This is a genomic window from Neisseria sp. HMSC064D07, assembly GCF_001837185.1.
GTDB lineage: Bacteria > Pseudomonadota > Gammaproteobacteria > Burkholderiales > Neisseriaceae > Neisseria > Neisseria flavescens_C.
Map to the genome: position 1 here is coordinate 25,881 of NZ_KV831677.1, position 21,086 is coordinate 46,966.

Genomic DNA, 21,086 nt, shown 5'->3' on the forward strand with positions numbered 1-21,086 from the left:
CCACCCGAGCCGATGGCAATCATGGATTGGATGATGTGGTAGCCTGCTCCTAACGGATCTTTGGTTGGGTCGAGCAGGGTGAGGACGCGGGTTTTCTGATAGTCGTGCATGCCGTAATTCCACAAGAGCGGCAAAGCGGCCACAAAGGCAATAATAGCAGCAAAAATGGCCTTCCAAGGCAATCCGGCAAAGAAGATGACAAAAATACCCGAAGCCATAATCAGCGCGGCTGTACCGAGGTCGGGCTGCTTCAAAATCAGGGCGACAGGAACAAGAATCAGCACGAGGGCAACAATATAATGTATCCATTTCAGACGGCCTTCATAGCGTTGGAAATACCACGCGACAGTCATGGGAATACCGATTTTCATGATTTCGGAAGGTTGGATACGGGTAAAGCCGAGGCTCAACCAACGGGTCGAGCCGTTGACGGTGACGCCGGCAACTTCGACGCCAATCAGCAGTAATACGCCGACAATGTAAACAGGCAGGGCAATTTTGGCAGCCATTTGCGGCTTGAATACGGCGATAATCCATAAAAGGGTAAAGCCCAAAACGGTATGGATGGTTTTGTTTTCCAATTGGCCGAACTCTTGCCCGTCTGCAGAATAGAGCAGGAATAGGCTCATGATGTAGATGGCGAGCATGGCAAAAAACAGCCAAGGGTCAATCGGGGCTGTAATGGTGGATTTGAATGTTTTCCACGCTGATGTGTTATTCATGATGAACCTCCGGCTGTGAGGCAGGGCTTGTCGGCGTCAGTCCGTAGGCAGATTGGAAAATGCTGGTAATAGGCTGATGTTTGTCCGTTGTTTCAGTTTTGGCCGAATCTGATTCAAGGCCGTCTGAAAACTGTTTCGGCTTGACGTGAAGCATATAAAAATCAGTCATTTCACGGGCCAATGGCGCGGCATACGCACCCCAGCCGCCGTTTTCCAAAATAACGGCAATGGCGATTTCAGGTTTTTCCAATGGCGCAAACGAGATAAACCATGCGTGGTCGCGGTGTTGTTCGCGCAGGGCTGCGGCATTGTAGCGTCCGCCCTGTTTGATTTGTACGACCTGGGCCGTACCTGTTTTACCGCCCATCGTATAGGCGAGTCCGCCACCGATACGGTGTGCCGTACCGCCCGGTTTCAATACCTTTTCCATTGCGCGTTTGACGTATTCGAAGTTGTCGGCTTTAAACGGAATTTGACGCTCGGGATTGGGGTTGATACGGGTAATTTTGCGCGCGCCGAAATCCAATATTTCTTTGACCAAATGCGGCTGATGGACAATACCGTTGTTGGCCAGAGATGCTGTCGCATGTGCCATTTGCAAAGGCGTGTAGGCATTGTAGCCTTGGCCGATGCTGACGGAAACCATCTCGCCGGCGCGCCATTCTTTGGCAGTCGGGTCGGAAGATTTGGCAAAGCGTTTGGCTTTCCATTCGCGGCTGGGCAAAACGCCTGTGTATTCGCTGGGCAGGTCAATGCCGGTTTTCTGGCCGAAACCGAATTGCGCTAGATACGGAGAGGCTTTATCGATACCCATTTCGTAACCCAAACGGTAGAAGAAGGTATCTGAGGATACTTGAATGGCTTTGCTCAAGTTGGCCGAGCCGTGACCGCTGCGGACGGAGTCGCGGAAGATATGGCGGCTGCCGGGTATGCTCCATGCGCCGGGAGCGGGGACGATGGTGTTTTGAGTGATTTTGCCGCTTTCCAACAAGGCCATGCCCATAAAGGGTTTGAATGTAGAACCTGGAGGATAAAGGCCTTGGGTAACGCGGTTGATCAAAGGCTTTTTCCAATCGTCATTCAGCATTTTCCAAGTGTCGCTGTCGATGCCATCAATAAAGAGGTTGGGATCGAAGGATGGTTTGGAAACAAAAGCCAAAACAGTACCGTCTTGCGGATTGATGGCCACCAATGCGCCACGGCGGTCGCCCAAGATTCGGTCGGCTTCCTGCTGCATACGGATATCCATGCCTAGGCGCAAGGTTTGCCCCATTTTGGACGGGACATTTTTCAATACGCGGACGATATTGCCGTAAGCGTCTTTTTCGACTTCCTGATAGCCTGGAACGCCATGAAGCTGGTGTTCATAATATTTTTCCAAGCCGGATTTGCCGATATGCGTACTGCCGCGATAGAGTGCGGTTAGGCCTTCTTCTTCCAGCATTTCTTTGTCTTTATCGCTAATACGGCCGATGTAGCCTAAGAAGTGGGAAGTCAGCTTGCCGTAAGGATATTCGCGGAATGTGCGTGAGTTGACCTCTACGCCTTTGAATTCGCGCAAATGCACGGATAAACGGGCGGCCTCTTCATCGGTCAGTCTGAGTTTGAGTGGGATATTTTCAAATTTTCTATAGCTTTCGCGGTATTTTTTGAAGCGTTTTAAATCTGTCGGCGTGATATCGACGTATTTTTTCAATGCTTTAATGATATCTTCCATCTTGCCTTCAATGCGGCTGGGAATAACTTCGAGTGAAAAGACAGGATAGTTTTTGGCCAAAAGAACGCCGTTGATATCGACGATTTCGCCACGTACGGGCGGCGTTGGAATCAGGGTGATGCGGTTGCTCGATGCTTGGCCGGAAAACTCGTTGTGTTGAGTCACTTGCAGGTAAAAGAACCGCGCCAGCAAGATGGAAAAGAAGATGACAATCAGGATAAAGGCAACGAGCAGGCGCAACAAAGCATCGGCTTGTGCTGCCTGAGCGGAAGGTTTTTTGGTATGTTGACCACCGGAAAGACGGCGTGGAAGAGTCGGTTTCATCTTTTCAGCGGGAGCGGTAAATACGGGTCACAATCAGCATCAGCTGGCTGAGTATGGGCCAAAGCAGTGCGCCGACAAATGGAGCAACAAAGCCTTGCAAAGTGATGACCTGATGATTAAGGAACAAACGGGCAACAGTTAAGACGGCCTGATTGAGAAGCAGCGCAGCCAATACAGCGGCTAATTGCATAATGTGGCCGTACAGCATGATTTGGCGGCGGCGGTTTAAAATGAAATAAGTCATCACGACGTAAGACAGGGCGTGCAAGCCCAAAGTTGCGGCGGTTGCGGCATCGACAATCAGACCGATGGCAAAAGCCAGTCCCATGCCTGCGCGTTGCGGCTGGTGCAATGTCCAATATAGCAACATCAGTGCCGTCATTTCAGGCAGCCAAAAGAATCCGTCAAAGGAAAACGGCATAAAGTCCAGTATCATCATCACAATGAGACTGGCCGCCATGATGTGCAGCGGTACTGCACGGTAAGAATCGTCAAAATCGTTCATGAAATCAGCGTGGGGAAGAAGGGGCGGAAGAAAGTACCAAGACAAAACGGCTGCTGCGTAAAGCGGCCAAAGGCGTCAGTTGCGTATCGTAATAAGGTGTTCCCGATGCGCGGACAACCTTGCTGACGGTTGCAACGGGAATCCCCGCCGGATAAGTACCGTCCAAACCGGAAGTCAGCAGAATATCGCCGGGTTTCAAGTCTGAGCCGGTTGGGAAATAGCGCAAATCCAAACCGTTGCCATTGCCGTATGCCAAATTGCGTTCACCGGTGCGGCTGACGGCTACGGGGACAATGCTTTGTCCGCTTGAGATCAGTTCAATTTCCGCACTTTGTGTGTGAACTTGTGTCAACAGGCCAATCAAACCGCTTTGATCGATGACTGCATCGCCAACTTTCAAACCGTCTTGGCTGCCCTTGCCGATAATCAGTCTTTCGGAAAGCGGATCTTTGCCATTGGAAATGACTTCCGCACCTATAACGTTGTGAATGCCTTTTTGTTGTAAACCGTACAGTTTTTTCAATTCGCGCAATTCATCGGTATTGACTTTATCTCGCTGCAAATCGATTTTCAGACGGCCATTTTCTTCCAGAAGCTGGCGGTTTTGTTCCAAGAGCTCGGATTTGGACTGGGAGAGGTCGGCAAAATATTGATAAAGTTGAACAGGTTGATTCGCCAGCCATTGAACAGGGTAGAGCATGGGCATTACTGCCGCACGCACCGGCTGCATCAATGAAAAGCGGTAATCGGCCACCATCAGGTCGGCAGCCAGAGCGATATAAACGACAAAACGAGGCAACAGCTTAGGGCCTTTTGCCTCGTCAAAGCGCAAAGAAGAGCGTTCCATAACCATCTACCTTATGGGTTTTCCGTAAATACGGTATCCCATTTGCCGATATAGTCCAAAGCCTTACCGGCACCATAGGCGACGCAGTTCAGAGGCTGGTCGGCAATACCGACGGGCAGGCCGGTTGCATCGGCCAAGACGGTATCGATACCGTGCAGAAGCGCGCCGCCGCCGGTCAGCATAATGCCGCGGTCGGCGATGTCGCCGGCCAGTTCGGGCGGAGCCTGTTCCAAAGCCAGACGAACGGCACGGATGATTTGATTTACCGTTTCACTCAATGCTTCACGGATCTCATTTGAAGTAACCGCCAAGGATTTAGGCGTACCTTCGGCCAGGTCGCGGCCTTTAATGCGCATGGCTGTTTCGGTTTCAAAACCAGAGGCCGAGCCGATTTGTTTCTTCAATTCTTCTGCCGTAGCTTCGCCAATCAAGACACCGCGATGGCGGCGCAGGTAATGGATGATACTTTTATCGAATTCATCACCGGCTGCGCGGACGGAAGCAGAATAGGCCATGCCGCCCAGTGAAAGAATGCCGATTTCGGTCGTACCGCCGCCAATATCGACAATCATCGAACCTGCCGCATCTTCAATCGGCAAGCCCGCGCCCAAAGCGGCGGCCATCGGTTCTTCAATCAAATGCACGCTTGCCGCGCCGGCAGCAAACGCAGAATCCAAAATCGCTTTACGTTCCACTTGGGTAGAGCCGCCAGGAACACAGATAACCACACGAGGCGGAACCAAAGACCGTCCTTCGGTGGCTTTTTTAATCAACATACCCAGCATACGCTCGGTAATCACAAAATCAGCAATTACACCGTCCCTCATCGGGCGGACGATTTCAATATTGCGCGGCGCACGGCCCTGCATTTTTTTGGCTTCCGTACCCACCGCCATAATTTTACTTTTATTGCCTGCGCCGGATTGAATCGCAACCATGGACGGCTCATCCAAAACAATCCCTTTGCCGCGTACAAAAATCAGCGTGTTGGCCGTGCCCAAGTCGATGGCAATATCATTGGAGAGGAAACGAGATAAAAGACGAAACATAGGATTCCTGAAATTCCGGCCCAGCCCGGATGTGTTTAGCATTATTTAAAATAAGAAAAACAGGTACACGGTTTTAGACGGATAAATGCCCCCTTAAAAGGCCGTCTGAATTAAAACACCATGCCAACCTGTTTGGTTTTCGGTTATAATTCTTCGCTTCATAGAAGACAAAATGCAATGATACCCCAAACCCAAGGTGCATTGCTATCAGACAAGGATTTTTTATGGCTTTAAGCTTAAATGATGTGGAAAAAATCGCAAAACTCTCGCGCCTCACTTTAACGGACGAAGAAAAAAACAAAACGCTTGCCGAGTTGAACGACATTTTCGCCATGGTTGAAAACATGCAAAGCGTCAATACCGACGGCATCGAACCCATGGCGCATCCGCACGAAGCCGCTTTGCGCCTGCGCGAAGATAAAGTGACTGAAACCGATCATGCCGCCGAATATCAGGCTGTTGCCCCAGAAGTGCGCAACCGACTGTATATCGTTCCTCAAGTGATTGAAGAATAAGGTTTCAGACGGCCTTTGCTTATCGGCAAGCCCCTATTGCAAGGCCGTCTGAAAGGATATTCTGTTCAGACGGCCCGATTTATTGATTTAAACGGATGTTTTCAATATCTGTTTTGAAAGCAAAAACTGTTTTATAGAAAGTACGGCACAATGACCGCTTACACGCTCAAACAAGCCAGCAGCCTGCTGCAATCCAAACAAATTTCCGCAGTCGAATTGGCGACCGAATATTTGGCCGCTATTGCTGCGAAAAACCCTGCCATCAACGGCTACGTTACCATCGATCAAGATAAGACCCTTGCTGAAGCTAAAGCAGCCGATGCGCGTATCGCAGCCGGCAATGCAACGGCTTTGACCGGTGTGCCGGTTGCTTACAAAGATATTTTCTGCCAAACAGGTTGGCGCAGTGCATGCAGCTCCAAAATGTTGGATAACTTTGTTTCTCCTTATACTGCTACTGTGGTGCAAAACTTGTTGGATGCCGGCATGGTTACTCTTGGCCGTACCAATATGGACGAATTTGCCATGGGTTCGACCAATGAGACTTCATTCTACGGCGCAACCAAAAACCCGTGGAATCTTGAACATGTTCCCGGCGGTTCATCAGGCGGTTCGGCTGCTGTAATTGCGGCGCGTTTGGCACCGGCTGCCTTGGGTTCGGATACCGGCGGTTCTATCCGTCAACCTGCGTCGCATTGCGGTATTACCGGTATCAAGCCGACTTATGGTACGGTTTCACGCTTTGGTATGGTTGCCTATGCTTCCAGCTTTGACCAAGCCGGCCCTATGGCGCAAACGGCCGAAGACTGTGCGATTTTGTTGAACGCCATGGCCAGCTTTGACGAGCGCGATTCCACCAGTTTGGAGCGCGACAAAGAAGACTACACCCGTGATTTGGACAAGCCGCTCAAAGGTTTGAAAATCGGTTTGCCTAAAGAATATTTCGGCGAAGGCGCAGATGCCGATGTTCAGACGGCCTTACAAAGCGTTATCGATTTGCTCAAAGCCCAAGGCGCAGAGACTGTTGAAGTTTCCCTGCCGCAAACATCATTGTCGATTCCTGCTTATTACGTTCTCGCCTCTGCGGAAGCAAGTACCAACTTGTCCCGTTTCGACGGCGTACGTTATGGCCATCGTGCAGCGCAATTCGGCGATTTGGAAGAAATGTACAGCAACACCCGTGCCGAAGGTTTCGGCAGCGAGGTCAAACGCCGTATCATGATCGGTACTTATGTATTGAGTCATGGTTACTACGATGCGTACTACTTGAAAGCGCAAAAACTGCGTCACCTTGTAGCCAATGATTTTCAGACGGCCTTTGGTCAATGTGATTTCATTCTGGCGCCGACTGCGCCGACTGCCGCGCCGAAACTCGGCAGCGACATCCACGACCCTGTACAAATGTACTTGTCCGATATTTACACCATCGCCGTGAACCTTGCCGGTTTGCCCGCATTGACTCTGCCAGCCGGTTTCAGCGCAAACGGCCTGCCGATTGGTGTGCAATTTATCGGCAACTATTTCTCCGAAGCCAAAATTTTGGGTGCCGCACATCAGGTTCAATTGAACAGCGATTGGCACACTAAAGCGCCGGAATAAGGGTAGGGAGTCTATATGCCTGAAAAGTTTTCTTTTCCGGGATTTAAAACTGTTTATCAGAATGCTCCAAAGTTTAAAACGCAACATTTAAAATTTACATTGCGGACATTGTGGTATCGTAAAGAAATTAAGGCATTTGAGCAGTTTGTAAATGCTTCAGAAATATGCCAAAGTTTTTTTAGTCAAATGCCCCAAGATGCCTATCCTTTGATACATGAGTTTGTTGATAAGAAACTTGGTGGTCAAGATAGGCTAAAAATTATGCAGTCAGATTTTGAGGCTGCAGAAAAGCTGTTTGGAAAAGAAAGAGTAATGGGTATGAAAACCCGTTCCTTTTATATTGTTTTGGCAAAACCTTCAGACGGCCTTGAGATTTGGCTTAACCGAAATGACAATTGCGTCGATGAGGGAATGTGGTCTCTTTCTTTACGAGAAAGCAATGGAAGACGTCTGTATATGACAACATTCGCCTTTGTAAATAATATGCTGCTTGCAGCTTCCCTTCAGGGGCCAGCAGGAGAAGAGGCGAAAGATACTGTACGGGGTTTAACTAAGAAGCTACATGGATTGCGCCCTCAGCAACTGATGGTGCATGCATTGCAATATTTTGCTATTGCATTAAAGCTGGATGGTGTGATTGGTATCACACAAGATAGGCAAGTTAAGCTACGTTGGCGCTTGAAGAAACGTGTCAAAATGAACTATGACCAATTTTGGCAGGAGCATGGTGCTCAAAAGGGTGTTGATGGATTATGGCATCTTCCAAAAGAGCCGGTGCGTAAAGATTTTGAGGAAATTGAAAGCAAAAAACGGTCCATGTATCGTAAGCGTTATCAGATGTTAGATGAAATCGAAGAGCAAATAAGAAATGGTTTAGCTCCTATAAAATAAACTATCATCTGATGAATAAAACATATATATGAATACAACCGACTTCATTCAAATCATTGGGACAGCCGCGTTTGCCATTTCCGGCTATTTGGTTGGCTACAACAAGCGGTTGGATGTACTCGGTGTTGTCATTACTGCGTTACTGACGGCTGTCGGCGGCGGCATGATACGCGATGGTTTGGTCGGTCGGATTCCGCAAGTGTTTTTGCAGACCGATGCGCTGATTGTTGTGTTTGCCACGCTTGCCATTGCATGGTTGATAAGGGTGCAACGTTATCGCAGCACCTATTTGGCTGCTGCTTTTATTATTGCCGATGCCATCGGTTTGGCAGCTTTCAGCATTACCGGTGCACAAATCGGTATGGCTTTGCAGCTTAATCTGTTCGGCGTTATTTCTTTGGCTTTTGTGACTGCCGTTGGCGGGGGTATTGCACGCGATATTTTGGTCAATGATGTGCCGATGATTTTGCGCACCGACCTTTACGGTAGCGTGGCTATTTTAATTGGCGGGCTGATTTATCTGTTCGGACATTTGAGCTGGATTAATATCTTTACGTTAAACCTGCTTTTTGCCGGCGGATTGTTGTTTCGCCTGACTGCATACCGTTTCCATTGGCAACTGCCCGGTTTCCAACGCCGCAGGAAATAAACTTATCTTACAGATGGCATGTTATGGTTTTTATTCAGGCCGTCTGAAAAACGAATCACTCATTTAACCGATTAACTTTTTTTCGACAGAAAGACCCTTATGACTTGGGAAACCGTAATCGGACTGGAAATCCACGTCCAACTCAACACCCAATCCAAAATCTTCAGCGGTGCATCCACTGCATTCGGTGCCGAGCCTAATGCCCACGCCAGCGTGGTTGAGTGTGCGTTGCCGGGCGTATTGCCGGTAATGAACCGCGAAGTCGTCGAAAAAGCCATCAAACTCGGTTTGGCTTTGGATGCGAAAATCAATCAGAAAAACATATTCGACCGTAAAAACTATTTTTATCCTGATTTGCCAAAAGGCTATCAAATCAGCCAGTTGGATTTGCCGATTGTTGAGCACGGCAAGCTGGAAATCGTAGTGGGCGACGAGGTCAAAACCATCAATGTTACCCGTGCGCACATGGAAGAAGATGCGGGTAAATCCGTACATGAAGGTTTGAACGGTGCAACCGGTATCGACTTAAACCGCGCCGGTACGCCTTTATTGGAAGTTGTCTCCGAGCCTGAAATGCGTTCCGCTGCCGAAGCTGTGGCATATGCTAAAGCGTTGCACGGTTTGGTAACTTGGCTGGATATTTGTGACGGCAATATGGCGGAAGGCTCGTTCCGCGTCGATGCCAACGTTTCTGTACGTCCAAAAGGCCAGGCCGAGTTCGGTACGCGTCGAGAAATCAAAAACCTCAATTCTTTCCGCTTCTTGGAGCAAGCCATCAATTATGAAGTGGAAGCGCAAATCGAAATTTTGGAAGACGGCGGTAAAGTACAGCAGGCAACCATGCTGTTTGACCCTGAAAAAGGCGAAACTCGTGTGATGCGTTTGAAAGAAGATGCGCACGATTACCGCTATTTCCCAGATCCGGATTTGTTGCCAGTCATTATTTCAGACGGCCAATTGCAGAAAGCTAAAGAGCAAATGCCTGAATTGCCACATGAAATGGCAGCGCGTTTTGTTGCCGATTACGGCGTGTCTGACTATGATGCGCGTCTGTTGACTGCCAGCCGCGCCCAAGCTGCCTATTTTGAAGAAGCGGCCAAAGCCTGCGGCCAAGGTAAATTGACGGCGAACTGGATGAACGGCGAGCTTGCCGCTACCTTGAACAAAGAAGGTTTGGAATTGGCTGAAAGCCCGATTACAGCTCCACGCCTTGCCGAGTTGGTTGCTAAAGTTGCAGATGGAACATTAAGCAGCAAATTGGCGAAAAAAGCTTTTGAGGCGATGTGGGCTGAGCCTGAAGCAGGTATTGCCGAAATCATCGAAAAACATGGTTTGCAACAGATTACCGATACTGGCGCAATTGAAGCTATGGTGGATGAAGTGTTGGCAAACAATGCGAAAGCCATTGAGCAATTCCGTTCCGGTAATGAGAAAGCCCTGAATGCGATTGTCGGCCAAGTGATGAAAGCAAGTAAAGGCAAGGCTAATCCGGCTCAGGTTCAAGAGTTGATTAAAGCTAAATTAGCTTGATAGATAGGACAGGCCGTCTGAAAAATAGGTCTTATTTTTCAGACGGCCTTTATTTTTGATTCTAAAATTATTCTAAATACCATGACACATACTATTACCTTATCAGATGAAATCACATTTACGGCAAACGAGGATGAAACCGTTCTTGCTGCCGCGACCCGTCAGAATTTAAATTTGCCTCATTCTTGTAAAAGTGGCGCCTGCGGACAATGTAAGGCCGAGTTGATGAGTGGCGAATTTGAAATGGGCAAGCATATTGATAAAGCCATCAGTGAAGAAGAAAAAGCGCAGGGTAAAGTGTTATTGTGCTGTACCACTGCGAAGAGTGACCTCAAAATTAATGTGCCAGGTTTTAATCAAAATGCTTTGCCAATACGCACATTGCCGGCACGTATTGAAAACATTGAAATCAAACACGATGTTGCTTTGTTGAGATTGGCTTTGCCTAAAGCGCCGCCATTTGCATTTTATGCCGGACAATATATTGATTTGCTGCTTCCCGGCAATATCAGCCGCAGCTATTCAATCTCTAATTCGCCTGATCAAGAAGGCATTTTGGAGCTGCATATCCGTAAACGTGAAAACGGCGTATGTTCGGAAATGATTTTTGGTGTAGAGCCTAAGATCAAAGAAAAAGGTATTGTCCGTGTTAAAGGTCCATTGGGTACGTTTACTTTGCAAAAAGGCAGTGATAAACCGATTGTTTTGTTGGCAACGGGTACAGGTTACGCACCTATCCGCAGTATCTTGCTTGATTTGATTCATCAGAATAGCGAACGTCAGGTTCATTTTTACTGGGGAGCACGACAGCAGGAGGATTTGTACGCATTGGAAGAAGCAGAAGCATTAATAGGCCGTCTGAAAAATGCGAAATTCTTGCCTGTTCTTTCTAAGCCTGATTCTGAATGGAAAGGGGAGAGTGGATATGTGCAAAACGTTGCAGCACAAAATTATCCTGATTTGAGCCAATATGAAGTTTATGCTTGCGGGTCACCAGCCATGACGGAGAATGCGCAAAGTTTGCTGACTCAAAATTGCGCTTTACCGGAAGATGCCTTCTTCTGTGATGCTTTTTCACCGGCATAGTGATGTTTATACAGGATTTATATGTTTGAATGCAGCTGTTAAGAGTAAAATTTGATGGCAATTTGTTTGAGAAAGAGTGTGTTTTTGCATACTCTTTTTTCTATGTGGTAGTTATTGCATAGATGTTTATGTCTTGAAGAGATGACTATTTTGTTATCAAAAATTGAATTTATTATTTATCATAAAGAAAAAGGCCGTCTGAATATTTCAGACGGCCTTTGTTTTGAAGCAAGTATTAGCTACCAATCAGTTTCAAACGTTGACCAGGGGTCACCGTACGTGTATTGCGGTTCCAACGGCGGATATCGTTAATATCAACATTGAAACGGCTGGCGATGGTGTTCAGGGTATCGCCTTTGCGTACAGTGTAGGAAACGTTTTGAACCGGGTTGCTGCGGACTTTTGCCGGAGCAGCTGTAACACGGAGGATTTGGCCTTTTTTGATATTGTTGCCTTTGATGTTGTTGGTAATAATCAAATCGGCTACGCTCAGGTTATAGCGTTTGGAGATGTTAAACAATGTATCGCCATCTGCCACACGGTGTGTGCCTGCTGTAAGTGCTGCGGTTTGTGTGTTTTGTTGGCCATTTACACGAGCAAGACGCGCATTGATGCGTTGTTGTTGTTTAGCGGTATTGGCTGCGATACGTGCGGTACGAGCGCTTTCGGCAGTAACAACAGTTTGAACTTGTTTGGCTTCAGAAGTCGCTTCAGCAACAGTTGCTGCAGGTTCCTCCGCAGGTTGGCTTTGTACCAAAGCCATCAGGTCATCACGCTCTTCTTGAACAGGAGCAACAGCAACAGATTCAACTGCTGGAGTAGGGGCTACATCGTTTGCGGCAACAGTCGGCGCGGTCAAGTCTGCAGGGATGGCTGATTTGGGCGCTTCTGTAACATTTTTAGCAATGGTCTCGGTAGTCGCATGGGTCATGGCTGCAACTGGAGCAGGCACTTCCGCATTTGCAACTTGAGGTTGGGCTTTGGTTTCTGTTACCACTACGGAAGTAACGTTTTCAGTTTTGCTGCGTGCAATAAAGTCAACCGGTTTGCTGGACTGTGGAACAACAGGAGCAACGATATTGGTCACAGTAGTTTGAGCAACTTTAACCGGTTCTGCTACGCTGGAAGCAATAATCGGAGACATAGCCGGCATATTGGATTGGTAAGTATCCGGAGTATTGTCTTTGTCGATAAAGTTAATAATGTCTTGACTTTGGGTAGCTGAGTTTTTAGCCACCAAAATGCTGCGGCCTTCAGAAATGGCGCTACCGCTCAGGCCGTTGAGGCGCTTGAGTTCGGCTACGCTCATGCCGGTATCGTTGGCGATGGCATTAAGCTTTTTGTTACCCAAAGAAGTATAAATATCCCAAGACATCAGGGTATCTGGATTGGCATTGCGGTAGTTCTTTTCAAATGCAGAAACCGCAGAAACCGGCAACAACAGACGACGATTATTTTTAGGGATAAATACCGGGGCATTGAAACCTGGGTTGAGTGCCAATAGTTCGCTTTCGCTGATGTTTGCAAAGCGAGCGATTGTGCTGTTATCAATAGGTTTGTCGATGCTGACAGATTTGAAATACGGCTGATTGCTGATTTCGCTGATATTCATGCCAAAAGTTTGCGGATTGGCAACAATATTACGGACGGCCAAGAGTTTTGGAACGTAATTGCGTGTTTCGTTCGGCATACGCAGGTTTTCGTATGTCGGTTCCAAACCTTGCGCACGGGCACGGTTTACGGCACGGCCGACGTTACCTTCGCCCCAGTTGTAAGCGGCAAGGGCCAAAGACCAGTCGCCGAACATACCGTGCAGGTATTGCAGGTAGTTTAATGCGGCATCGGTAGCGGCGTAAACGTCGTGGCGACCGTCATACAAAGGCGTTTTTTCCAAGCCGAAGTGGCGGCCGGTAGCCGGCATAAATTGCCACAGGCCGGATGCGCCGACGTGTGATTTGGCTTTGGTTACGAATGCGCTTTCAATGAAAGGCAGCAAAGCGATTTCAGCTGGCATATTGCGTTTTTTAACTTCATTGGCAATATGGTACATATAAGGTTTGCTGCGGGAGATGGTGCGGTCGAAATATGCACTGTTTGCAGCAAATTTGTTTTCATGGCGGCGAACCAGTTCTGTGTTGACTTCGTTAATGCGGAAGTCTTTACGTAATGATGCCCATAAGCTGCCGGAGCCGAAGGTTTGTGCTTTGGCTTGGTCGAGTAGGGCGGAGTTGAGGCGCATCATGGCCATGCCGACTTGGTTGGGTGTAGCGTTTTGTGCGTAGGCTGTGGCGGAAACCGCCGACAGGCTTGAAACGGTCAGAGCGATGGTTTTTAGTTTTGCCATAGTAAATAAAGTTATCAAATATATAATAAAATTTCGTCTTTTTGATAGTATCGTTTCAGCATTTAAACGTCAAGTCGAGCAGGGAATTTGCTTGTATGATGTGGTCGTGGTGTTAAAATTCTGTCACACAAGTCGGGATGCATAGGGGAGCCTTTAATGGAAGTTTTTTTTATGCAAACGCCAATGGGGCAATATCTTGCTCTAAAAGAGGCAGATTTCTTCAGACGGCATTTGCAGTATTTGAATAGGCAGGTGGCGGTTCAATTGGGCGGTGTATGGCAGAGGCCGTCTGAAAACATGCTTGTAGTGCCTCGCGATGTGCGGATGGATGCTGAAATGTTGGCATTTGAAACGCATTCCGTGGATGTGTTATTGATGCCTCATCTTTTGGAAGTTTCATCTGAAGATTTGGTATTGAAAGAGGCATTTAGAATATTAAAACCTGAGGGTAGGTTGATTTTGACGGGGTTCAACCCTAAATCTTTGTGGGGGTTGAGCTCTTGGTTTGATGGGGAAAAGCTGCCTTTGAAATCTCAATGCTTGGCTCTGGCTGAGTTGAAACTAAAAATTGCCGCTATTGGTTTTGAAATGGAATATGGGCAGTTTATGGATTATCTGCCTGCTGTAAATTCGCCATCTGCTTTGAAGTTTTGGCGGTTTATGGAAAAGGCCGGGGATAGGTGGTGGCCGCAATGTGCAGCGGTTTATGGTGTGGTGTTAACGAAACATTTGATTGGTGTCCATCCTTTGCCTGAATTGGAATCTGCATTTGATGGCAATACGGTTGCTTTAAGTACGGCACGTTTGGCCGAATAGTTTTCAGACGGCCTATATATAATGATGATTTTGGAGAATAATGATGCCTGAATTACCTGAGGTAGAAACGACTTTACGCGGAATCGCGCCGCATATTGATGGCAAAAAGATAGAAAAAGTCATTATTCGCCAGTTTAAATTGAGATGGTCTATCCATCCAAACTTGGTGCAAATTTTGGCCGGGCGCAAAGTTTTGGCATGTAATCGGCGTGCGAAGTATTTGATTATTACTTTTGAAACGGGTATTTTACTTATTCATTTGGGTATGTCCGGCAGTTTGCGGATTTTTACCGCCGATGATGAGCGTATCGCAACGCCGGATAAACACGATCATTTAGATTTTGTATTTGATGACGGTACCGTATTGCGTTATCACGATCCGCGTAAATTTGGTGCGGTATTGTGGTATGAGGGTATTGTCGAGCATCATCCGCTGTTGGAAAAGTTGGGGCCGGAGCCGCTCTCGGGTGATTTTGATGCAAATTACCTGTATCAGAAATTGAAAACCCAAAAGCGTGCAGTTAAATTAGCGCTGATGGATAATGCAGTAGTGGTTGGTGTCGGTAATATTTATGCGAATGAAAGTCTGTTTAAGGCAGGTATTTCGCCATTGCGTCCGGCGAATAAGCTGACCAAGAAAGAATGCGCATTATTGGTGGAAACCGTTAAAGCGGTTCTGCAAAGGGCGATTGAAACCGGCGGTAGTACGTTGCGAGACTTCGTCAATAGCGATGGCAAAAGCGGCTACTTTCAGCAGGAATATACGGTCTATGGCCGCCACAATGAGCCTTGTGTCCAATGTGGCGGGCTGATTTTTAAAGAAACTTTGGGGCAGCGTGGAACATTTTATTGTCCAAATTGCCAGAAATAGTTTCAGACGGCCTTAAATGTTAGAGGCCGTCTGAAAATAATGAACACAATACAGAAGAAATTTTATGTCTAAACAAAAAGCTCCTTTTTTTAAACGTCTGAGCCGACTTTGCCGTTTAGCAGCTTGGTTATTCAGAACCGGCCGGGATTTGCGTGCCATTGATGGCAACAATGCAGAGGAACGCAATCGCGCTGTGGTTATTTTGGGAAAAGGTGCGTTGGATGCTTTGGATATTGAATTGGAAATCGGCGTACCGCCTCAAGGAAATGTGAGCGGTACTTTGGTGGTAGCCAATCATGTATCTTGGTTGGATATTTTTGCCATGAGTGCCGTTTATCCAAGCAGTTTTATTGCGAAACAGGAAATCAGCGGCTGGCCGGTTTTGGGGAAAATGGGTAAAAATGCCGGTACGGTGTTTATCAACCGCAATTCCCGCCGTGATGTCGAGCCGATTAATCAGGCGATTTGTGCGGCATTGAAAGCAGGGCAGAATGTCAGCTTCTTCCCCGAGGCGCGCACTTCTTCCGGCTTGGGTATTTTGCCGTTTAAAGCTGCCCTGTTCCAATCGGCTATTGATGCGAAAGCGCCGATTCAGGCGGTAACTTTGCGATATTATGATGACGAAGGACAACGGACGGATCTGCCATCCTATGCGGAGGTAAACCTGTTTCAGTCTTTGTGGCGTATTGTTTCTATGAAGAAAATTCGTATCCGTTTGGATTTCTCGCCTCAATACAAACCGACAGATATGCCGGATAAAGACCGCTATGCTTTGAAGGATATTGCGGAAACAGCCATCGGCGAAATTGTGGCTTCGGATTCGCCTGTTCAGCCCTTACCTAAAAAATAATTTCAGTCAGGTACTTGTTTTATTTCAGACAGCCTTCATTTAGAAGAACAGCTGTTTTCGATTTAATTAAATTGATAGTTTGATGTAATTAATATTATTTGAACTATAAATTATACAAATCGATAGGCCTGCATTAAAATGCAAGCATTGATTCATTTCTCAAACCCGAATTTTTAAGGAGCTTAAAAATGGCTTTGCAAGATCGTACCGGTCAAAAAGTACCTTCCGTAGTATTCCGCACTCGCGTTGGCGACACTTGGAAAGATGTTTCTACTGATGATTTGTTCAAAGGCAAAAAAGTAGTCGTGTTCTCTCTGCCTGGCGCATTTACTCCAACTTGCTCTTCTTCTCACCTGCCACGCTACAACGAATTGTTTGGCGCGTTCAAAGAAAACGGTGTTGACGCTATCTACTGTGTATCTGTAAACGATACTTTCGTAATGAACGCTTGGGCTGCTGAAGAAGAAGCTGACAACATCTACATGATTCCTGATGGCAACGGTGAATTCACTGAAGGCATGGGCATGTTGGTTGGCAAAGAAGACTTGGGCTTCGGCAAACGCTCTTGGCGTTACTCCATGCTGGTTAACGACGGCGTGATTGAAAAAATGTTTATCGAACCTGAAGAACCAGGCGATCCTTTCAAAGTGTCTGACGCTGACACTATGTTGAAATACATTGCTCCTGACTGGAAAGCTCAAGAGTCTGTTGCCATCTTCACCAAACCTGGCTGCCAATTCTGTGCTAAAGCTAAAAAAGCGCTGCAAGACAAAGGCTTGTCTTACGAAGAAATCGTATTGGGTAAAGATGCAACTGTTACTTCCGTACGCGCTATTACCGGTAAGATGACTGCTCCTCAAGTATTCATCGGCGGCAAATACATCGGCGGCAGCGAAGACTTGGAAGCTTACTTGGCTAAAAACTAATTGCCTGTATGCTTAAGACGGCTTTAAAAGGCCGTCTGAAATACCCAAATATAGAGTTATTCAGACGACGTTTGCAAATCGGCGTTCTGAATAACTCTATATTTACAAGTAGAATTTGAGATTATTGTTTTAAATCGATATTTAGATATTGGCTATTGATTTTTAAATTTTGATAGTTTATGAAGTTTAGGCCGTCTGAAAACGGATAACCTGATGGCAATATCGGTTTGGATATAGACAGTAAGGATAAAATATGAAAAAGATTCAAGCAGATGTGGTAGTACTGGGTGGCGGTACAGCCGGTATGGGCGCATTTCGCAATGCCCGACTTCATACAGACAATGTTTACCTGATTGAAAACAATGTATTCGGAACAACTTGTGCGCGTGTCGGCTGCATGCCGTCCAAATTGCTGATTGCGGCTGCGGAAGCGCGCCATCATGCTCTGCATACCGATCCGTTTGGCGTGCATTTGGATAAAGACAGCGTAACGGTAAACGGCGAAGAAGTCATGCACCGCGTGAAGTCCGAACGCGACCGTTTTGTCGGTTTTGTGGTCAGCGATGTAGAAGAGTGGCCTGCCGACAAGCGTATTATGGGTACGGCAAAATTTGTTGACGAACACACCGTCCAAATTGATGACCACACTCAAATCACTGCAAAAAGTTTTGTGATTGCCACAGGTTCGCGCCCTGTGATTTTCCCACAGTGGGAAGTTTTGGGCGATCGCTTGATTGTGAACGATGATGTTTTCTCTTGGGATACCCTGCCTAAGAGTGTGGCCGTATTCGGCCCTGGCGTAATCGGCTTAGAGTTGGGTCAGGCTTTGCACCGTTTAGGCGTAAAAGTTGAAATTTTTGGCGTGGCCGGCGCTATTGGCGGTATTTCCGATCCTGTTGTCGCTGAAGAAGCCAAAACCGTTTTTGGTGAAGAGTTGACTTTGCATTTGGATGCCAAAACCGAAGTCAAATTGGACGCAGAAGGCAATGTTGAAGTTCACTGGGAACAAGATGGCGAAAAAGGTGTGTTCCATGCCGAATATGCTTTGGCTGCCGCCGGTCGCCGTCCGAACGTGGACAATATCGGTTTGGAAAACCTGAATATCGAAAAAGATGCGCGTGGCGTGCCTGTTGCTGATCCGCTGACCATGCAAACCAGCATTCCGCATATCTTTATCGCAGGCGATGCGTCCAATCAATTGCCTCTGCTGCATGAGGCTTCCGACCAAGGTAAAATTGCCGGTCACAATGCCGCTATTTTCCCGAATATTGAGGGTGGTTTGCGCCGTAGCGTAATCGGCGTGGTATTCACCAGTCCGCAAATTGCCACTATCGGTTTGAAATACGCGCAAGTTGCGGAGAAATATCAGCCTGATGAGTTTGTCATCGGTGAAGTTTCCTTCCGAAACCAAGGCCGCAGCCGTGTTATGTTGGTAAACAAAGGCCATATGCGTTTGTATGCTGAGAAAGCGACCGGCCGTTTCATTGGTGCGGAAGTTGTCGGCCCTGCTGCCGAACATTTGGCACACTTGATGGCTTGGGCTCATCAAATGAAGATGACGATTCCGCAAATGCTGGATATGCCGTTCTACCATCCGGTTATCGAGGAAGGTCTGCGTACTGCATTGCGTGATGCCGATGCAAAATTGAAACAGGCTTGATTATTTGATGGAATAAAGGCCGTCTGAAACTCGTGGTGAGGTTTCAGACGGCCTTTTCTTTTTTTTATGCTTTGAAGCTGTTAAATCAATTCTAAATCCGGACCGGCATTTTGTGCGCGACGGCTTCGTAATTGAATGTCTAAGCGCAAATCATGGGCAGAGTCGGCATTTTTAATAGCGTCTTGATAGCTGATATCACCGTTTTCATACAAATCGTATAAGGCTTGGTCAAAAGTAATCATGCCCATGCCATTTGATTTTTTCATCATTTCTTTGATGTTGTGGACTTCGCCTTTTCGAATCAAGTCGGCAATAATGGGCGAATTGAGCAAAACCTCGACAGCCGCTACGCGTCCCCGTCCGCCTTCACGGGGAATCAGGCGTTGCGAAATAAAGGCTTGCAGGTTGAGCGACAAGTCGGTCAGTAACTGGTTACGGCGCTCTTCGGGGAAGAAGTTGATGATGCGGTCCAGCGCTTGGTTGGTACTGTTGGCGTGCAGTGTCGCCATACACAAATGGCCGGTTTCCGCGAAGGAAATGGCGTAGTCCATGGTCTCGCGGTCGCGGATTTCACCAATCAGGATAACATCCGGTGCTTGGCGCAGGGTATTTTTCAATGCAATCGGCCAATTTTCTGTATCTACACCGATTTCACGTTGGGTGATGATGCAGTTTTTGTGTTGGTGGATAAACTCAATCGGGTCTTCGATGGTAATAATGTGGTCGAAGCTGTTTTCGTTTCGATAGTCGATAAGGGAGGCGAGGGAAGTGGACTTGCCCGAACCTGTACCGCCGACAAAAATAACCAAACCGCGTTTTCTGAGGGCGATGTCTTTCAGAATCGGTGGCAGATTAAGCGTTTCAAATTTAGGGATATTGCTGGTAATGGAGCGGAATACCAAAGCTGTTGCGCCGCGTTGAACCATGGCATTGACACGGAAGCGGCTGGTATCGGGCAGGCTGATGGCAAAGTTGCATTCGTTGGTGGAAGAAAATTCTTCGATTTGTTTGGAAGACATAATCGAAAAAGCGATTTCCATACATTTTTCAGCACTTAACGGCTCATCGCTCAGTCGCGTGATTTTGCCGTCCACTTTCATGGCAGGCGGGAAATTGGTGGTAATGAAAAGGTCGGAGCCTTTGTATTTGTTCATATGGCGTAGCCAAGCGAACAATTCTTCTTTTGCGCCCGGAGTATTTTCGTCAAACATAAGAATTTAGGTATTTGAAATAGAGTTATTTTATTGAGAATAATTATAACAGAAGCAATCATTATTTGCTGTTTTGCCCGCTAGAGCGGCAATCTGTTTTAAATTGAGTATCGTGCTGGGAATATAGCAGATTTTTCAGTATCCCTGTGATTTTAAATTCTGCTGTTATAATGTTGCCCGATTAGTGAATGGAAAGGTAACGAGATGTCAGTACAAACAATTGCCGTGGTCGGCGCAATGGAACAGGAAATTGAGCTTTTGCGTGAAAGCATGTCCAATGTCAAGCATGTATCCTTCGGTAAATTCTCAGCATATGAAGGCGAATTGGCCGGAAAACGCATGGTATTGGTTTTGAGCGGTATCGGTAAGGTCAATGCAGCGGTTTCTACTTCTTGGGTCATTCATCAGTCTGCACCGGATTGCGTCATCAATACCGGCAGTGCAGGCGGTTTGGGCAAAGGATTGAAGGTCGGCGATGTGGTTATCGGCGAAACTGTGGCGCATCACGATGTTGACGTAACGGCTTTTGGTTATGTTTGGGGACAAGTGCCGCAACTTCCTGCTGTGTTCGCATCGGATTCAAACTTGATTCGTCAAGCAGAAAAGGCGGCGCAAGTTTTTGACGGAGCGGCTGTTACGCAAGGCTTGATTGTCAGTGGCGACCGTTTTGTACACAGCAGCGAAGGCGTCGCGGAAATTCGCAGTCATTTTCCTGACGTAAAAGCAGTGGAAATGGAAGCTGCGGCGATTGCGCAAACCTGTCACCAGTTGGAAGTGCCGTTTGTGATTATTCGTGCCGTATCCGATTCGGCAGATGAGAAAGCGGACATCAGCTTTGAAGAGTTTTTGAAAACGGCGGCCGTCAGCTCGGCGAAGATGGTGACCGAGATTGTCAAATCGCTATAAAATCATGCAAAAGCGTTGAATTTCCGTTAGAATACGGAACGATTCAACCTTATTCTAAGGCCGTCTGA

The 21,086-nt window shown here is 47.2% G+C and carries 19 protein-coding genes; 12 read left to right on the forward strand and 7 right to left on the reverse strand.

What is annotated here, in order from left to right:
• From HMPREF2608_RS11640 to HMPREF2608_RS04285, 5 genes are all read right to left on the reverse strand, one after another.
• The coding region (locus tag HMPREF2608_RS11640) for an FtsW/RodA/SpoVE family cell cycle protein (RefSeq protein WP_283122288.1) at positions 1 to 722 on the reverse strand (722 nt) is incomplete at its 3' end.
• Entirely contained in the window at positions 715 to 2,763 is a 2,049-nt protein-coding gene (mrdA, locus tag HMPREF2608_RS04270) for a penicillin-binding protein 2 (protein ID WP_070826090.1), read from the reverse strand. The genes HMPREF2608_RS11640 and mrdA, both read right to left, overlap by 8 nt.
• Before the next feature lie 4 nt (positions 2,764 to 2,767).
• Positions 2,768 to 3,268: a rod shape-determining protein MreD gene (gene mreD / locus HMPREF2608_RS04275; protein WP_036472915.1), complete on the reverse strand. Its 501-nt coding sequence runs from the start codon at positions 3,266 to 3,268 to the stop codon at positions 2,768 to 2,770.
• A 4-nt stretch (positions 3,269 to 3,272) separates the two neighbouring features.
• Entirely contained in the window at positions 3,273 to 4,115 is an 843-nt protein-coding gene (mreC, locus tag HMPREF2608_RS04280; protein ID WP_070826091.1) for a rod shape-determining protein MreC, read from the reverse strand.
• 11 nt (positions 4,116 to 4,126) lie between these two features.
• Positions 4,127 to 5,164, reverse strand: coding sequence for a rod shape-determining protein (locus HMPREF2608_RS04285; RefSeq protein WP_039862245.1), 1,038 nt, complete (start codon positions 5,162 to 5,164; stop codon positions 4,127 to 4,129).
• Between the two features lie 224 nt (positions 5,165 to 5,388).
• Here HMPREF2608_RS04285 and gatC point away from each other — a divergent pair, with 224 nt between their 5' ends.
• The 6 genes from gatC to HMPREF2608_RS04315 all read left to right on the forward strand — a co-directional run bounded on the left by gatC (position 5,389) and on the right by HMPREF2608_RS04315 (position 11,434).
• The gene (gene gatC / locus HMPREF2608_RS04290; RefSeq protein ID WP_003685110.1) at positions 5,389 to 5,679 is read left to right on the forward strand and encodes an Asp-tRNA(Asn)/Glu-tRNA(Gln) amidotransferase subunit GatC; all 291 of its coding nucleotides are present in this window, start codon (positions 5,389 to 5,391) and stop codon (positions 5,677 to 5,679) included.
• Between the two features lie 150 nt (positions 5,680 to 5,829).
• On the forward strand, positions 5,830 to 7,278 hold the full coding sequence (gene gatA / locus HMPREF2608_RS04295; protein ID WP_070826092.1) for an Asp-tRNA(Asn)/Glu-tRNA(Gln) amidotransferase subunit GatA: 1,449 nt from the start codon (positions 5,830 to 5,832) through the stop codon (positions 7,276 to 7,278).
• A gap of 15 nt (positions 7,279 to 7,293) precedes the next feature.
• The gene (locus tag HMPREF2608_RS04300) at positions 7,294 to 8,169 is read left to right on the forward strand and encodes a VirK/YbjX family protein (protein ID WP_070826093.1); all 876 of its coding nucleotides are present in this window, start codon (positions 7,294 to 7,296) and stop codon (positions 8,167 to 8,169) included.
• A 28-nt stretch (positions 8,170 to 8,197) separates the two neighbouring features.
• Positions 8,198 to 8,818, forward strand: coding sequence for a trimeric intracellular cation channel family protein (locus HMPREF2608_RS04305; protein WP_070826094.1), 621 nt, complete (start codon positions 8,198 to 8,200; stop codon positions 8,816 to 8,818).
• Between the two features lie 99 nt (positions 8,819 to 8,917).
• Positions 8,918 to 10,348, forward strand: coding sequence for an Asp-tRNA(Asn)/Glu-tRNA(Gln) amidotransferase subunit GatB (gene gatB / locus HMPREF2608_RS04310; protein ID WP_070826095.1), 1,431 nt, complete (start codon positions 8,918 to 8,920; stop codon positions 10,346 to 10,348).
• Between the two features lie 81 nt (positions 10,349 to 10,429).
• Positions 10,430 to 11,434, forward strand: coding sequence for a 2Fe-2S iron-sulfur cluster-binding protein (locus tag HMPREF2608_RS04315; RefSeq protein ID WP_070826096.1), 1,005 nt, complete (start codon positions 10,430 to 10,432; stop codon positions 11,432 to 11,434).
• Between the two features lie 235 nt (positions 11,435 to 11,669).
• On the opposite strand, the gene HMPREF2608_RS04320 is transcribed toward HMPREF2608_RS04315, so the two are convergent.
• Positions 11,670 to 13,778, reverse strand: coding sequence for a LysM peptidoglycan-binding domain-containing protein (locus HMPREF2608_RS04320; RefSeq protein WP_070826097.1), 2,109 nt, complete (start codon positions 13,776 to 13,778; stop codon positions 11,670 to 11,672).
• A 156-nt stretch (positions 13,779 to 13,934) separates the two neighbouring features.
• Here HMPREF2608_RS04320 and HMPREF2608_RS04325 point away from each other — a divergent pair, with 156 nt between their 5' ends.
• The 5 genes from HMPREF2608_RS04325 to HMPREF2608_RS04345 all read left to right on the forward strand — a co-directional run bounded on the left by HMPREF2608_RS04325 (position 13,935) and on the right by HMPREF2608_RS04345 (position 18,901).
• Positions 13,935 to 14,594: a class I SAM-dependent methyltransferase gene (locus HMPREF2608_RS04325; protein WP_070826098.1), complete on the forward strand. Its 660-nt coding sequence runs from the start codon at positions 13,935 to 13,937 to the stop codon at positions 14,592 to 14,594.
• 43 nt (positions 14,595 to 14,637) lie between these two features.
• Positions 14,638 to 15,465 carry a DNA-formamidopyrimidine glycosylase gene (gene mutM, locus HMPREF2608_RS04330; RefSeq protein ID WP_070826282.1) on the forward strand — a complete coding sequence of 276 codons (828 nt, stop codon included), beginning with the start codon at positions 14,638 to 14,640 and terminating at the stop codon, positions 15,463 to 15,465.
• 64 nt (positions 15,466 to 15,529) lie between these two features.
• Entirely contained in the window at positions 15,530 to 16,315 is a 786-nt protein-coding gene (locus HMPREF2608_RS04335; protein WP_070826099.1) for a 1-acylglycerol-3-phosphate O-acyltransferase, read from the forward strand.
• Between the two features lie 188 nt (positions 16,316 to 16,503).
• Positions 16,504 to 17,241, forward strand: coding sequence for a redoxin family protein (locus HMPREF2608_RS04340; protein WP_049348362.1), 738 nt, complete (start codon positions 16,504 to 16,506; stop codon positions 17,239 to 17,241).
• 253 nt (positions 17,242 to 17,494) lie between these two features.
• Positions 17,495 to 18,901 (forward strand): dihydrolipoyl dehydrogenase, encoded by a 1,407-nt coding sequence (locus HMPREF2608_RS04345; RefSeq protein WP_070826100.1) that lies wholly within the window; start codon positions 17,495 to 17,497, stop codon positions 18,899 to 18,901.
• 80 nt (positions 18,902 to 18,981) lie between these two features.
• Here HMPREF2608_RS04345 and HMPREF2608_RS04350 read toward each other — a convergent pair whose 3' ends face one another.
• Positions 18,982 to 20,112 (reverse strand): PilT/PilU family type 4a pilus ATPase, encoded by a 1,131-nt coding sequence (locus tag HMPREF2608_RS04350; protein ID WP_070826101.1) that lies wholly within the window; start codon positions 20,110 to 20,112, stop codon positions 18,982 to 18,984.
• Between the two features lie 204 nt (positions 20,113 to 20,316).
• Between HMPREF2608_RS04350 and HMPREF2608_RS04355 the strand changes: the two genes are divergently transcribed.
• Positions 20,317 to 21,018 (forward strand): 5'-methylthioadenosine/adenosylhomocysteine nucleosidase, encoded by a 702-nt coding sequence (locus HMPREF2608_RS04355; RefSeq protein WP_070826102.1) that lies wholly within the window; start codon positions 20,317 to 20,319, stop codon positions 21,016 to 21,018.
• The last annotated feature ends 68 nt before the right edge of the window (positions 21,019 to 21,086 follow it).